General features: G+C 62.4%; 11 protein-coding genes. 5 read left to right on the forward strand and 6 right to left on the reverse strand.

The annotated features are described in order from the left end of the window. The first annotated feature begins 61 nt into the window (after positions 1–61). Positions 62–1723, forward strand: coding sequence for a urocanate hydratase (hutU, locus tag ENHY17A_RS09245; RefSeq protein ID WP_159712111.1), 1662 nt, complete (start codon positions 62–64; stop codon positions 1721–1723). Positions 1724–1820: 97 nt separating this feature from the next. Here the strand turns inward: hutU and ENHY17A_RS09250 are convergent, their stop codons facing one another. Then, on the reverse strand, positions 1821–2435 hold the full coding sequence (locus ENHY17A_RS09250; protein WP_159712113.1) for a hypothetical protein: 615 nt from the start codon (positions 2433–2435) through the stop codon (positions 1821–1823). A 173-nt stretch (positions 2436–2608) separates the two neighbouring features. Between ENHY17A_RS09250 and ENHY17A_RS09255 the strand changes: the two genes are divergently transcribed. Next, the gene (locus tag ENHY17A_RS09255) at positions 2609–5536 is read left to right on the forward strand and encodes a TonB-dependent receptor domain-containing protein (protein ID WP_159714410.1); all 2928 of its coding nucleotides are present in this window, start codon (positions 2609–2611) and stop codon (positions 5534–5536) included. Positions 5537–5671: 135 nt separating this feature from the next. Here ENHY17A_RS09255 and ENHY17A_RS14870 read toward each other — a convergent pair whose 3' ends face one another. Together ENHY17A_RS14870 and ENHY17A_RS09265 are read right to left on the reverse strand one after the other, a co-directional pair. Then, positions 5672–7342: a 2OG-Fe(II) oxygenase family protein gene (locus tag ENHY17A_RS14870; RefSeq protein WP_328799152.1), complete on the reverse strand. Its 1671-nt coding sequence runs from the start codon at positions 7340–7342 to the stop codon at positions 5672–5674. A 2-nt stretch (positions 7343–7344) separates the two neighbouring features. Further along, positions 7345–8076, reverse strand: a complete 732-nt coding sequence (locus ENHY17A_RS09265; RefSeq protein WP_159712117.1) for a 2OG-Fe(II) oxygenase — start codon at positions 8074–8076, stop codon at positions 7345–7347. A 72-nt stretch (positions 8077–8148) separates the two neighbouring features. On the opposite strand from ENHY17A_RS09265, the gene ENHY17A_RS09270 reads away from it, so the two are divergent. After that, entirely contained in the window at positions 8149–8868 is a 720-nt protein-coding gene (locus ENHY17A_RS09270; RefSeq protein ID WP_159712119.1) for a 2OG-Fe(II) oxygenase, read from the forward strand. A 6-nt stretch (positions 8869–8874) separates the two neighbouring features. Here the strand turns inward: ENHY17A_RS09270 and clpB are convergent, their stop codons facing one another. Beyond that, on the reverse strand, positions 8875–11454 hold the full coding sequence (clpB, locus tag ENHY17A_RS09275) for an ATP-dependent chaperone ClpB (protein WP_159712121.1): 2580 nt from the start codon (positions 11452–11454) through the stop codon (positions 8875–8877). A 68-nt stretch (positions 11455–11522) separates the two neighbouring features. Beyond that, a complete protein-coding gene (locus tag ENHY17A_RS09280; protein ID WP_159712123.1) occupies positions 11523–12101 on the reverse strand; it encodes a TetR/AcrR family transcriptional regulator in 579 nt (192 codons plus the stop codon). A gap of 36 nt (positions 12102–12137) precedes the next feature. Here ENHY17A_RS09280 and ENHY17A_RS09285 point away from each other — a divergent pair, with 36 nt between their 5' ends. Beyond that, a complete protein-coding gene (locus ENHY17A_RS09285) occupies positions 12138–12575 on the forward strand; it encodes an ABA4-like family protein (RefSeq protein WP_159712125.1) in 438 nt (145 codons plus the stop codon). Further along, complete coding sequence (locus ENHY17A_RS09290) at positions 12575–13375, forward strand: hypothetical protein (protein WP_159712127.1); 801 nt, start codon at positions 12575–12577, stop codon at positions 13373–13375. The genes ENHY17A_RS09285 and ENHY17A_RS09290 overlap by 1 nt, the downstream gene beginning before the upstream one ends. On the opposite strand, the gene ENHY17A_RS09295 is transcribed toward ENHY17A_RS09290, so the two are convergent. Then, entirely contained in the window at positions 13364–14983 is a 1620-nt protein-coding gene (locus ENHY17A_RS09295) for a M20/M25/M40 family metallo-hydrolase (protein ID WP_159712129.1), read from the reverse strand. The genes ENHY17A_RS09290 and ENHY17A_RS09295 overlap by 12 nt on opposite strands. Positions 14984–15166 lie beyond the last annotated feature (183 nt).

Consider the following 15166-nt stretch of genomic DNA (forward strand, 5'->3'; position numbering starts at 1 on the left):
CTTCTCGACTTCGCTCGAAGGCTACTCGGGACAAACGGTGTAGAGTGAAAGAAAGACCCTTATGAACCGCCGCGACAACAGCCGTATCATCCGCAGCCCAACTGGCACTGACCTCTCCGCCAGAAGCTGGCTGACCGAAGCGCCGTTGCGGATGCTGATGAACAATCTCGACCCCGACGTGGCGGAGAACCCGCAGGAACTCGTCGTCTATGGCGGCATAGGTCGCGCCGCGCGTGACTGGAACGCCTATGACCGGATTATCGAAACCCTCAAACGGCTCGAGGACGACCAGACCCTCCTGATCCAGTCGGGAAAGCCCGTCGGCGTGTTCACCACCCATGTAGACGCGCCGCGTGTGCTCCTCGCCAATTCGAACCTCGTGCCGCACTGGGCGACATGGGAGCATTTCGCCGAACTTGATGCGAAAGGACTGGCCATGTACGGCCAGATGACTGCCGGATCGTGGATCTATATCGGCAGCCAGGGCATCATTCAGGGCACGTACGAAACCTTCGTCGAAATGGGCCGCCAGCACTATGGCAGCAGCCTGGCCGGGCGGTGGCTGCTGACCGCGGGCCTTGGCGGGATGGGCGGCGCGCAGCCTTTGGCGAGCGTTATGGCGGGCGCGTCCTGCCTGGCGATCGAATGCCAGCCGAGCCGGATCGAGATGCGGTTGAAGACTGGTTACCTCGATCACGCCGCGACGACGGTTGACGAAGCGATGGCGATTATCGACGCCGCGACCAAAGACCAGCGCGCGGTATCGGTCGGCTTGCTTGGCAACGCTGCCGAATTGCTACCCGACATGTTCGCACGCGGCATCCGCCCCGACATGCTGACCGACCAGACCAGTGCGCACGACCCGGTCAACGGATATCTGCCCTCCGGGTGGACCCTTGGAGAATGGGCGGAGCGTCGCGAGCGTGACCCGGCCAGTGTCGCTGCGGCTGCCAAGGCGTCGATGGCCACGCATGTCCGCGCGATGCTCGATTTCCAGAGCGCGGGCGTGCCGACCGTCGATTACGGCAACAACATCCGCCAGGTCGCGCTGGACGAGGGCGTCGCGAACGCGTTCGACTTCCCCGGCTTCGTTCCCGCCTATATCCGCCCGCTCTTCTGCCGCGGCGTTGGGCCGTTTCGCTGGGTCGCGCTGTCGGGCGATCCCGAGGATATCGCGAAAACCGATGCCAAGGTGAAGGAACTGATCCCCGACGACGCGCACCTCCACAACTGGCTCGACATGGCCGCCGCGCGCGTCCACTTCCAGGGGCTGCCCGCACGCATCTGCTGGGTCGGGCTGGGTGATCGCCACCGTCTGGGCCTGGCGTTCAACGAGATGGTCGCGAGCGGCGAATTGAGGGCCCCGATCGTCATCGGTCGCGACCATCTCGATTCAGGCTCCGTCGCCTCTCCCAACCGCGAGACGGAGGCGATGGCGGACGGCAGCGACGCGGTAAGCGACTGGCCGCTGCTCAATGCCCTCCTCAACACCGCCAGCGGCGCGACCTGGGTCTCGCTCCACCACGGCGGCGGCGTCGGCATGGGCTATTCGCAGCATTCGGGCATGGTGATCGTCGCCGACGGCACGCCCGCCGCGGCAAAACGCCTCGCCCGCGTGTTGTGGAACGACCCAGCGACCGGGGTAATGCGCCACGCCGATGCGGGGTATGCAATCGCGCAAGATTGGGCGCGGGAGAAAGGGCTGGATTTGCCGGGAATTTGATCCGGTTCCAATACCGCCGCACAGTAAAATTCCCCAGACAGCGTCGCAGCGTACGCGGTCAAAATTGTCACGGAATCAGTGCAACGGTGACAATATCCTAGTTCGTGCGACGAACCCGAATTGCGGTTTGGCCATTCACATTTGCCAAAAACGACCCGAGTGCCGCGCTTCGGATTTGAATTTTGTGGCCAGCACGGGGATAGATTGCGAGCTTTCGGTCGTCGATCTGGGTCCAAGTCGCCCCATCCTCCAGAACGATCAACCACCGACCGCGGGGCAATTGGCGAGCCGATTTAATCACGCTGTCGATCCGGTCGACCTGCTCCTGCTCGGCATCGGGCCGATCTTTGCGACCCGAAAACAGACGAACGGCCGGCAACGAAAATCCGAACAACGATCGCTTGGTCTTGCTGACTTCTTCACGGTCGAGTGCGACAAGATCTCCCGAGGCGATGGCCTGTTCGATCGCAGCAGCTTCGCGGTCGTAGCAGATCAGTCGTTCCTGCGCCGTGGCAATCTCGCGACAGGCCGCCAGCGCGCGAAGCCCTTGTCCGTCCGACTGCGGCGTAACCGCTTGTCCGCTTGCCGGCGAAGACGCGCTTGCAAGCACCAAGGCAATCGTAGCGATCATCAACATGTCTCCCTCAACTGCGTTTATGCACATGCATGTTTCCAATGGGCAAATTGGATTCGGGAGCCGTTCGCCATGCAACAGTATTGTGGCAATTTTGCTACATTGGAGGTGTGAAACGCCGCGGTTCTGCCGCCGTGCATTGCGGGAACGAAGCTAGTTTGGCAATCAAGCCGCCAGAGCGGCCGGTCCAGAGCTGCCAAATTTTTATGCCGTCGCGCAAATGCGTTCGGATACAAGGGGATAGATTGATCATGCGGTCCACTTTACGCTACAAGCTGCTGGCGTCTGCAGTTCTGCTTGGCACCACAGTCGCAACGCCCGCACTCGCGCAAGATACGCCAGCGACGAGCGGTACGGTTCTCGCTGATGAGCAAGACGTAGCTCAGGACGAAGGCTCCATCGTGGTTACCGGTTCGCGCATCCGTCGCGCTGACATCACGTCGACGAGCCCGCTGGCCGTTGTCGCCAGCGAAGAGTTCGAGCTTTCGGGTACGGTCAACGTCGAGAACGTGATCAACACCTTGCCCCAGGTTATTCCGGGCTCCACGTCCTTCTCGAACAACCCGGGTGGCGGCGTATCGACGCTAAACCTGCGCGGTCTCGGCGATCAGCGCACCCTGGTTCTCGTCAACGACCGCCGTTACATGTTCTACAGCACCGATCAGGTGGTCGATCTCAACACCATCCCCAGCTTCCTGCTGAGCGGTGTCGAAGTCGTAACCGGCGGCGGTTCGGCTGTTTACGGTTCGGACGCACTCGCCGGCGTTGTCAACTTCCGTCTGCGCGACGACCTTGAAGGTTTGCAGGTTGGCGCGCAGTATAACATCACCGAACGTGGTGATGGCCGCCGCTTCAACGTAAATATGGCGATGGGCACGCAATTTGCCGATAACCGCGGTCACATCACGGTTTACGGCGAATACTATAACCGCGGGTCGGTTTTTGCCGGTCAGCGCGACTTTTCGCGCTTCGCCCTTGGTGATGGTGCGAATGGCTTGGTTCCGCAAGGCTCGGCAGGCGTTCCCCAGGGTCGTTTCGTTGCCTCTTCCACCATCAACGTCGCAGGCGTAACGCGGCCGATCGGTCAGGGTACCAACTACGCCGGCGCGGGCGCGTTTTTCGGCAATCCCGGCACCAGCACGCCGTACAATGCCGCAACGGACAGCTACAACTTTGCTCCGGTGAACTATCTGATGGTTCCTCAAGAGCGCTGGATGCTCGGCGGCTACGGCGAATATGAAGTTAGCGACAACGTTACGGCCTACACCGAAGTCAGCTTCATCAATAACCGCGTTCAGAACGAATTGGCAGCGACGCCAATCACACAGAACGTGGATTTCCAACTTGGAGCAATCCAGGGCCTGGTTTCGGCAGCTGATTTCGCCCAGCTTCAGACCATCGCCGGACGTCAGCAGGCTGCGATCGCAGCCGCAGCCGCAGCAGGCGTTGCCAATCCGTTCGGCGCGTTCACGGCGGGCACTGGTCAGTTCGGTGCGCTGCAGCCCGGATCGGTCCGTCTGCAGGTCAATACCCGCACCACGGCGATCAACGCACGTAACGTCGAAGATGACCGCAATGCATATCGCGTTTTGGGTGGCCTGCGCGGTAACATCACCGGGGACATCAACTACGACGCATATTATATGTATTCGCGTACGCGGAACTCGTCGATCCAGCTCGGTAACGTATCGCGCAGCGCCTTCACGCGTCTCGCCGCGAATGGCACCTGCAACGTCTTCGGCGAGAATCAGCTGAGCGACAATTGTATCAACCAGATCTCGATCCTTGCCCAAAACGGCAACGTTTCGGAGCTGGAAGTTGCGCAGGCGAGCGTCAACGGCCCGCTGTTCACGCTGCCGACCTCGGACGTCCCGGTCCAGTTCGCAGCTGGTGTCGAATGGCGTCGCATGGGTAGCCGGTTCATTCCGGACACCGCGCTCTCGTCGGGCGACGTGGTTGGCTTCAATGCCGGTCAGCCGACAGAAGGATCGTACACCGCACGCGAAGTGTTCGGCGAATTGAACGTGCCGCTGGTTCGCGACAACTTCATCCATAGCCTGGAACTCGACGGGTCGTTCCGTTACTCGGATTACTCGCTCGACGCGGTTGGTGGGGTTTGGGCCTATGCAGGCGGTGTCCGCTTTGCACCGATCCAGGACATCACGTTCCGCGGTCAGTATCAGCGTGCAATTCGCGCACCGAACGTCGGTGAATTGTTCGGTGGTCAGTCGGTGGGCTTCCCGCCAGCGACCGATCCCTGCGCCACGCCGGCGGCCGCTGCTGGTGGCACGCTGCGAGATCTCTGTCTCGCAACGGGCGTTCCGGCGTCGAACGTTGGCCAGGCCTTCCTTCAGCCTAACGCTCAGATCCAGGGCTCATTTGGCGGCAACCCGAACCTGACCGAAGAAACGGCTGATACATGGACCGCAGGCGTAATCCTGCAGCCACGCTTCATTCCCGGACTGACGGTTCAGGTCGATTACTATAACATCCAGATCGACGACGCGATTGCCGTCGCCGGTGGCGGTGTCGATAACATTCTGAACCTCTGCTATAACACCATTCAGGACGCCAATAGCGCGCTCTGCGGTCTGATCTCGCGCGATACGCAGGGGATCATCTCAGGCCCGCCGTTCGTTGTTCAGGCAACCAACGCCAACCTCGCCTCGCTCGAAGTCGAAGGCATCGACTTCACGGTCGACTATTCGCGGCAGCTTGGTTTCGGCCTGATGGGCGAAGACTCGCGGGTGAGCTTCAACTTCCTCGGTACCTACACGATGAAGAACAACTTCACGCCGCTGGTGGACCTGCCGGACGATGTGGTCGAGTGCGCCGGGCTGTATGGCCTGACCTGTGGGAACCCGACGCCTGAATGGAAGTGGACGAGCCGCTTGTCCTGGTTGGATGGCCCGCTGACGACTAGCATCCGCTGGCGCCATGTTGGGGCGGTCGAAGCCGACGGAAACTACTTCATCAGTGAACTTGACTCCTATGACCTGTTCGATCTTACCTTTGGCTTTAATGTCACTGACAATTTCAGCATGAATGTGGGTGTCAACAACATCTTCGACAAGCAGCCGTTCATCATTGGTGCGGGTGCAGAACAGAGCAATACTTACCCAGGCACGTATGATGTGCTGGGCCGTGATTTCTTCGTATCGGCACAGCTGCGTTTCTGATCGAAACAGTTAGAATGAAAATCGAAACGGCGGGTCGAAAGGCCCGCCGTTTTCATGTGTACCCCGGGGAAATTGGATCGTTGCCGCAGCGCCGCAATTCAAATGCGGGACGATCAGGACCGGCGCGCCGCCCTCTCAGGCTAGGGCGACATCGAATGCCAAGCTCAATCGCTTTCCACCGTCGAAACGCTGCGTGCCATGGTAAAGCGTGCTGGGAAAAAACACGCAATGCCCTGGGGTTGGCACGATACGGGCCATCGGCGGAAGGTCGAGACGAAGGTCCGGTGGCGAACGGCCAAGTTCCAGCACACCGGCAGAAGGATTGCTGGCGTCATGTCGCGGCACAATCAGATGGGCCGCCGAGGACACAAGGCCAAGGGGATGGATGTGTTCGGTATGGCGTCCGTGACCCGTCAATCGGATCGACCAACTTCCCACCACGCGCCAAAGGTCATCGCGATGTCGAAGCAGAGGGTGGGCGATGTCGGTCGGCGGGAGCGCAGTGCGATAGCGCGCGATTGCTGCCTCGATGCTTTTGGAAAGCAATGCGATTTGGCGTTCGGTGCGATCGAACAAGCCGCCCCAGGTCTGTGTCCCGTCGCGCACCGATTGCCCCACCGGCAGGTTGGCATGGTCGTGCAACCGGTCCAGCAGCCCGACAATGTCATTATAATCCGCTGCATCGATCGATAAGGGCTGGATGCCGATCAAGCCCTGTTGCCCATGCAACCATGTATGACGCGGGTCTTCCAGCAGTCGCCAGGTCAAGTCACGAAGTGCCCATGCCGAGATATTGCCAGGCTGGCTTCTCAACACGGTGTCGAGGAGCGCGTCGGCATCGGCAGGCTGTCGAAGCCGTAATCGGTGCCGCGCTTCTTGCAGGCGACGATGATCCGTATCGAGCGACAGGGTAGCAAAAATGGCATCGGCGCGCTCGTCGTCGCCTGCTTCACCTGCGTGGACAGCTTCGATCAATGCGAAGTCCGGATTCTCTGGAAATCTTAGCCGGGCCGCAGCCGCTATTTGGGCGGCATCGATGAATCGATCGACACCGGCCAGCATGCGGCACCAGGATCGGTATATTTCAGGCTCACCGCTTTGTCGGCGGACGGATTCGGTATAATGGTCGCAGAACGTCGCTCGTTCGCCTGCCGACCATCGTTGTTGTGCCAATAGTTCCAGAGCGGCAACCCAGCCAGGCACCTGATCAACCAATGATTGAGTAATGGATCTGGCTCCCGCCGCATCCCCCTCGATCTCCATGGCTTGCGACTGACCTAGCCAGATCTCTGCGTTGTTTGCTTCGACCGATAGCGCGTGTCGATATCGTGCGACCGTTCCAGGCTCGCCACGTTCAAGCGCCATTCGAGCGCGCCCATGCAGGGCTCGGGAATGCTGAGGCTGGATCGCGAGACAGCGATCGTAGCTCTGGGCTGCAGCGGCCAGATTTCCACTATCGCGTTCGATCCCCGCACGTGTCGACCAGTAGCGGGCATCCTTGGACAGCAGCGTCTCGCTCGATTGCAGCGACTTGAGCGCCTCCGAGCCACGACCAAGCGCAGACAGGCTGACCGCCCGGTTGACGATCGCTTCGCCGTAGGCTTGCGACTGTCCAACGGCGCGATCGAAATAGCCAAGTGCGACGATATGATCGCGCCGACGGGCATGGAAACTGCCCGCGCTGTTCGAAAGCGCTGCATCGTTCGGATGCGCATCGACCGCGTTACGAAAAAGCGCCGCCGCATCATCGAAGCGACTCGCACGTTCCGCTGCAATCGCTGCCTCCCGCATGGTTGCAGCCGACATCGTCACCGATCGCGAAACCAGCCGGTGATCGCAAACCGGCCCATCGGTGCGAACGGGGGAACGTAGCTGACATTGTGAAGCTGGGGTACGCGCAACAGGTTGAGCGCGTTGAACCGCGGACGCCAGCCCTGAACGATGTCGCCATCCTGATCGAAGAAATTGAGGTAGCCTCCCCAGTCGGGCTTCCATTCGGGATCGGCGAAGTTGAGGACATAGGCGACCTGCCACCCTTCTGCGACATGGCTGTCGTTATGGATGGACAGGAAGTCGCCTGGCGCGAAGCAGGTGGCCTGCGCATCCGCCTTGATCAGGTTCGGCAACCCCGTGATACCTCGCACTAGATCCAGAAACGGCTCGGCATTGATATATTCGAGCAGCAGGTCGTGCGGGCCATCGGGTGCCCAGCGTTCGAGATAGGCGTCGAGGATCGGATACTGACTGAAACGCACGCCATACTCCCCGGCTGCGGCCGTGCGGTGTATCTCGGTCGCTATATCGCGGCGCTGGTCGAGGGGGGCGATCCGCAATGCCTCTTGTCGCATTTTGACGGGTGATTGACCTTCGACCTTATAGGCAAAACCCCACGGGGTTTCGCGTTGCAGGATTCCACGGATGGTGTTTGCGGTTTCGTTGGTCAGCACGTCGCGCACCTGCACGCGACCGTAGCGTGCGAAACCCGCGGCCAAGGTAGGACGATCGAGTGCCGGATTGATCTCGAAAAGTTTCTGGCTCATCCGTCGAACTCGATCCGCAGTGATTAGGCGTGCTCTTTCGCAGCATAACGAAAAGTGCAATGGGTGAACGCTGTGAAGCGAACCGACTTTGCCCTGAATCCATCACTCGATGCAAATGCGCTGGCCCGGCGATATGCCGAAAATGGCCGCGTCCGGATTGCCGATTTTCTGTGCGCGGACGTCGTCACTCGGCTCGCGTGCAATCTTCGGGAGCGCACCGACTGGCATTGGGTGATGAACAGCGGCGACAAGGTGTTCGAAGTGACGCGCGATGCGCGGGCGGCCCTTTCGGGCGATCAGCTCCGCGCGCTCGACGATGCAACCTATGCGACGGCGCGGTCGGGGTTCCAGTATCGGTTCGAGACGCTTCGCGTGCCCGATGATGATGCCGAGCGGGCGACGAGCGATGACATGCTGGCCGCGTTCGCCGCTTGGCTGTCTTCACCCGAACCGCTGGCGTTGTTGAGACGAATCACGGGCGCCGACGCGATTGATTTCGCCGATATGCAGGCGACGGCCTACGGCCCCGGCGATTTCCTGACCGCGCATGACGACGCGGTGGCGGGCAAGCGGCGTCATGCCGCTTATGTGCTGGGCCTCAATTCGACCTGGCGGACCGAATGGGGTGGGTTGCTGCTGTTCCACGAGCCAGATGACAGCATTCAGGGCCGGGTGCCCGCGTTCAACACGCTCGACCTGTTTTCAGTGCCCCAGTTGCATAGCGTGTCCGAGGTGACGCGCGCCGCCGCCAACCGGCGATATTCGATCACCGGATGGTTGCGGTCGCGCTGACGTTGGTCAGGTGACAGCGAACGCCAACGCCCCGTCGCCTTCATCCACATTGACCACCGCGCCGTCCTTTACCTCGCCGCGCAGGATCAAATCCGCCAGCGGGTCCTGGAGATAGCGCTGCACCGCGCGCTTTAACGGACGCGCGCCATAGACCGGATCATAACCGACGCGGCCTAGCCATGCCTTTGCGGCGTCCGACAATTCGACGCTGATCTTGCGATCTGCCAGCAATTTGCCCAGCCGTGCGACCTGGATGTCGACGATCGGGGCCATGTGATCCGCCGCGAGGCGGTGGAAGAGGATGATTTCGTCGAGGCGGTTGAGGAATTCGGGGCGGAAATGGCCACGGACGATCTCCATGACCTGGGGCTCGACGCTCTCCACGCTTTCGCCGTCGGACAGGTTGGCGAGATATTGGCTGCCGAGGTTGCTCGTCAGGATGACCAGCGTGTTCGAGAAATCGACCGTGCGGCCCTGGCCATCGGTCAGGCGACCGTCGTCGAGCATCTGGAGCAGGACGTTGAATACGTCCGGATGTGCCTTTTCAACCTCGTCGAACAGGATGACCTGATAGGGACGGCGGCGGACGGCTTCGGTCAGGACGCCGCCCTCCTCATAACCGACATAGCCCGGAGGCGCGCCGAGCAGGCGGGCGACCGAATGCTTCTCCATGAACTCGCTCATGTCGATACGCACCATCGCGGACGCGTCGTCGAACAGGAATTCGGCGAGTGCCTTGGTCAGCTCGGTCTTGCCGACGCCGGTTGGGCCCAAAAACAGGAATGAGCCGAGCGGGCGTCCGGGGTCTTGCAATCCGGCGCGTGCGCGGCGGACGGCGGTGGCGACGGCCTTGACCGCCTGGGCCTGGCCGATGACGCGCTTGCCGATCGCTTCTTCCATGTTGAGCAGTTTCTGGCGCTCGCCCTCCAGCATCCGGTCGACCGGAATACCGGTCCAGCGGCTGACGACGCCGGCGATATCGTCGGCGGTAACCTCCTCGCGTAGCATCGCGCCTTCGGAGGCGTTGGCGGCTTCGGATAGCTGCTTTTCGAGCGTCGGGATGGTGCCGTAGGTCAGCTCAGACATTTTCGCGAGATCGCCGGAGCGCTGGGCCTGTTCGAGCTCGAGGCGCGCGGCGTCGAGCTGTTCCTTCAATCGCGATTCGGCGTTGATCTTGTCCTTCTCACCCTGCCAGCGTGCGGTAAGCGTCGCCGACTGTTCCTCCAGATTGCCGAGTTCCGCCGTGATCCGTTGCAGTCGGTCGCGCGACCCCTCGTCGCTTTCCTTTTTCAGCGCTTCCGCCTCGATCTTCATCTGGATGATGCGGCGGTCAAGCGCCTCGATCTCCTCGGGCTTGGACTCCACTTCCATGCGGATGCGGCTGGCGGCCTCATCCATCAGGTCGATCGCCTTGTCGGGGAGGAAGCGGTCGGTGATGTAGCGATGCGAGAGGGTGGAGGCCGCGACCAGCGCGCCGTCGGTGATGCGGATGCCGTGATGGAGTTCGTATTTCTCCTTCAATCCGCGCAGGATCGAAATCGTGTCCTCGACCGTCGGTTCGCCGACGAACACCGGCTGAAATCGCCGCTGGAGCGCGGGGTCTTTTTCGACATGCTTCCTGTATTCATCCAGCGTGGTCGCGCCGATGCAATGGAGTTCGCCGCGAGCGAGCGCGGGTTTCAGCAAGTTCGACGCATCCATCGCGCCCTCCGATTTGCCCGCGCCGATCAGCGTGTGCATCTCGTCGATGAACAGGACGATCTGGCCTTCCGCGCCCTTCACCTCGTCGAGCACGCCTTTCAGCCGCTCCTCGAACTCGCCGCGATATTTCGCGCCCGCAATCAGGCTGCCCATGTCGAGCGCCATCAGGGTGCGGTCCTTGAGCGTGTCGGGCACGTCGCCATTGGCGATGCGTAGCGCCAGTCCCTCTGCGATCGCCGTCTTGCCGACGCCTGGTTCGCCGATCAGCACGGGGTTGTTCTTGGTGCGGCGTGCGAGGATTTGCATCGTGCGGCGGATTTCCTCGTCGCGGCCGATTACGGGATCAAGCTTGCCGTCGCGCGCTGCCTGGGTCAGGTCGCGCGCGAATTTCTTGAGCGCATCGTAGCGATCTTCGGCCCCCGCTGTGTCAGCGGTACGACCACCGCGCAGCGAATTGATCGCGGCGTTCAGCCCTTCCGCGGTGACGCCCGCAGCCGCCAGTGCCTTGCCCGCCGAGGTGGTGGACGAGAGTGCGAGCGCAAGCAGCATCCGTTCGACGGTGACGAAGCTGTCACCCGCCTTTTTCGCAACCTGCTCGGCGGTGTCGAGCACCCGCACCGCATCATTGTCGAGGCCGGGGGTCGCTTGCGCGCCGCCGCCCGATACGGCAGCGATCTTCGCCAGTGCCACGTCGGTATCGGCCAGCGCGCGGGCCGGGTCGCCGCCCGCGGTGCGGATCAGGCCCGACGCCATGCCCTCCTTGTCCTCGAGCAACGCCTTCAACAGATGCTCTGGCGCGATACGCTGGTGGCTGTTGCGAATGGCGACCGTCTGCGCGGCCTGAAGGAAGCCCTTGGCGCGGTCGGTGAATTGTTCGAGGTTCATGATCCACCCTGTTTGAGAGCGACTGCATTTAATGTTGCAATCCTGCAACACAAGTGCGGCAGAGATGTTCAGATTCGCAGCCGGCGAACGACCGCTTCGATGGGGGGCAGATTGTCGCGCGGCACCGCTCCGTCAAGCGCCAGTCTGGCATAGCCGTGAACGATCGACCAGGCGGCAACGATGTCGGTCGGATCGGGCGGCGTGCCGGTGATGCGACCCACTGCCTGCGCCAGGGGATCGAACGCGCGATCGGCAACGGCTAGAAATCCGGGTGCTTCGCGGTCCAGCATGGGGCGCCGCCACATCAGGTCGAACAACGCCGGACGGGCAAAGGCGAACGCGACATAGGCCGCGCCCATCGCCTGAAGGTCGGCGACCGGGTCGTCGCTGGGGGCTAGGTGTTCCATCGCCTCTGCCAGCCCGGCAAAGCCCCGCGCGGCTAGCGCCGTCAATAGTCCGCGCGCATCGCCGAAATGATGGGCGGGTGCCGCCGGAGAAACGCCTGCCCGCCGCGCGCATTCGCGTAATGAAAAGCCGTCCAGTCCGCGCTCGCCGATCACTGCTTCGGCTGCGTCGAGCAATGCGTCGCGTAGCGCCCCATGATGATAGCGCGGCTTCGTCTTGACACTGTTTAGATCGTCGTTCATCTTCAATCTATACATCGTCAAGATGAGAGTAGAAAGATGGATATGTGGTTTTCGATCGCCAACTTGGCCACGCTGTGCGGCTGGGCGTTGCTGATCGCGACGGTGTTTTCCGAACGCCTGCGCGCGCCAGGCTGGGCGATTGCCGGTCGCTGGTTGCCCGCCGCCTTTGCTGTCACCTATCTGGCGCTGATCGCGACGAGCCTGTGGGGTGGGGACGGCGACGGTGGCGGCGGGTTCGATTCGCTAGGATCGGTTCGCGCCCTGTTTGGCGACGACCGGGCGTTGATGGCGGGCTGGCTCCATTACCTAGCCTTCGATCTCTTTGTCGGACGCTGGATCGCCGAGCGCGGCGTGGCGCGGGGTCGGTCGCCCGTCCTGCTGATCCCGGCGATGCTGCTGACCTTTTTGCTCGGCCCGGTCGGGCTGCTCGCGGCCTTGCTGCTGGGACTGTTCAAGCGTGGGGAGGCAGGGTGATGATTGGCGCGTCGCTTGCGGCGTTGGATCGACGCCAGCCGTTGCTTACGCGGTTCGGGCTGCTCCTGCTCGGCCTGTCGCTGGTCACCGCGATGCTCCAATGGGTCGATCCGCGGTTGTTCATGGGACAGCCGACTTGGGCAAAGCCGACGCGCTTCCTTCTTTCGGTGGGCTTCTTCGCGTCGACTGCGGCTTGGTTCATTGGCGATGTGTGCGAAGACTTGCGGCAGGGGCGATTGCTGCGCGCGACCGCATGGGCGCTGGTGGCAACGGGCGCGTACGAAGTCTTCTACATCGCCTATCGCGCTGCGCTTGGGCAGGCGTCGCATTTCAATTTCGACACGCCCTGGACGGCGCTGGGCTATGCGCTGATGGGGATCGGCGCGGTGGTGCTGGTCGCAACGTCGCTGCCGATCGCGTGGCGCGTCTGGCACCAGCCACGCCCCGGCCTGTCACCGCATTATCGCCTGGCGGTGGTGATGGGGCTGGTACTGACGGTTTTGCTGGGGGGCGTGCTCGGTGGCTATATGAGCGCGACCGGCGCGCATGACGTCGGCGCGCGTGGGGGGACTCTGGCGATGACGGGCTGGAACCGGACGGGCGGCGATCTGCGCGTCGCCCATTTTCTGGGGTTGCACGCGTCGCAGATCCTGCCCGTCGCCGCGATCGTGATCGGGGTGGTTCTGCCGCGCGGGCGACAAATGGCGGTGGCGGTCGTCGCCGCGCTGGTCGTCGCGGCGACGCTGTTCGCCTTCACGCAGGCCGTGTCCGGCCGCCCGTTCCTGCCGTCAATCGGCTGAGTCGGGCCGCGCCGCGGTCGGCATGTCCGGTGCCGTCTTTGCGAACGGGCTGTCGGCGTACCAGCGCGGGGCCTGGTCCACGTCCGCCATTTCCCTCGCGATCGCGTAATTCACCCGCGCGAACTTGGCCGCGGCGTTCCAGTCGAAGGCCAGGTCGGTCTGGTCGCTCGGCTGGTGGTAATGCGTCTTCAGGAAGTCGCGGAACTTGGCCTCTCCGCCATTGGCGAAACCGGTCATCAGGAACACCGAGGGTACGCCTGCCTGGACGAAGCTGTAATGGTCCGATCGCATGAACAGCCCTTCCTCCGGCATCGGATCGGGGGACAGTTTGACGCCTTCGGTCGCCGCTGCGCTCGCGACGATCGGCCCCATCGTCGAATGTTCGGCACCGAACGCGACGACATCGGTGAAGTCGTAGAGCAGGACCGGCATATCGAGATTGACCACCGACACGATTTTCTGCCCAGCGATCACCGGGGTCTTTGCCAGCCATTGCGAGCCGAGCAGCCCGTGTTCCTCGCCCGTCACGGCCGCGATCAAGATGGTACGGCGGGGCGGTTTGCCCGATTGCTGGAAGGCACGTGCGACCTCCAGCATCGACGCGATGCCGCTGGCATTGTCCATCGCGCCGTTGAAGATCTTGTCGTCCCCCTCGGCCGATTGCTTGATTCCGACATGATCGAGATGCGCCATCAGCAGCACCGCTTCGCCCTTCAGCGCGGGGTCGCTGCCGGGGATCATGCCGATGACGTTGGGGCTGCTGAAGTCGCGCGCCTGAACCGCGCCGTCGAATGCGACGCGTTGCTCAAGTGCGAACGGCTTTACCGCGCGGCTGCGGTCGATGTCGCGCAATACGCTGGCGAAATCGCGTGACGATCCGGCAAACAGCGCGGCGGCACCATCATGGTTGATCAGCGCGAGCGGGATGGTTTCGCCCGGCGTCGGTTCCTTCTTTTCGCCCAATACAATCTGTCCGCCCGACAATTGGTTGCGCACCGCGGCGAAGGGAATCTGCTCGGTCTGTTCGCTGTCGAACAGGTTGACGACCGCCACCGCGCCGCGATCGATCGCAGCCTTGGACTTGCCCATCATCAATTCCTGCGCGCGGTTCTCTGCGATGCCATCGGGCAGGCCATAGAACATGACGACGGTCTTGCCGCGCACATCGACGCCCGCATAATCGTCGCGCTTGGTTGCAGGATCGACCAAGCCGTGGCCGACGAAAACCGCATCACTCGCCACCGGTTTGGCGGCAGCGGGCATCCGGACGATGGTATTGTCGCCAAGTGCAGCGCCACCTGGCAGTGTCATGCGTGGAGCATTGTCGGCAGCCGCCAGCGTCTGGCTAAACGGCACCTGCTGATACCAGCCGCCATCGACCGCGGGTTCGAGCCCGAGCGCGCGATACTGGGTCGCGACATAGCGCGCGGCGATCTCGTAGCCGGGCGTGCCGGTATCGCGTCCCTCCAACAGGTCGTCCGACAGGAAAGTGACGTGCGCCTCCATCGCTGCGGGCGTAATGACGCTGCGCGCTGGATCGACAGTCTGCGCAGAGGCGACCGTGGCGGTGGAGAGAAGCAGGGCAGTCGCGAAAGTCAGGGCGCGCATTAGGTCTGGGCTTTCCAATCGGTTGCGAGTTGCCCATGGTCTAACGCAACCGCGCGCTGTCGCAAGCGCATAACACACCGGGTAAAAACCGGAGCGATTGGGGGACGGCGTGATCCTACTAGTATTAATATTGCTGCAGACGTCCAGTCCGCCAGTCATGCACCTCCAACTCTCGGCTGTCGA

Source organism: Sphingomonas sp. AX6 (assembly GCF_902506605.1).
Classification (GTDB): Bacteria; Pseudomonadota; Alphaproteobacteria; order Sphingomonadales; family Sphingomonadaceae; genus Sphingomonas.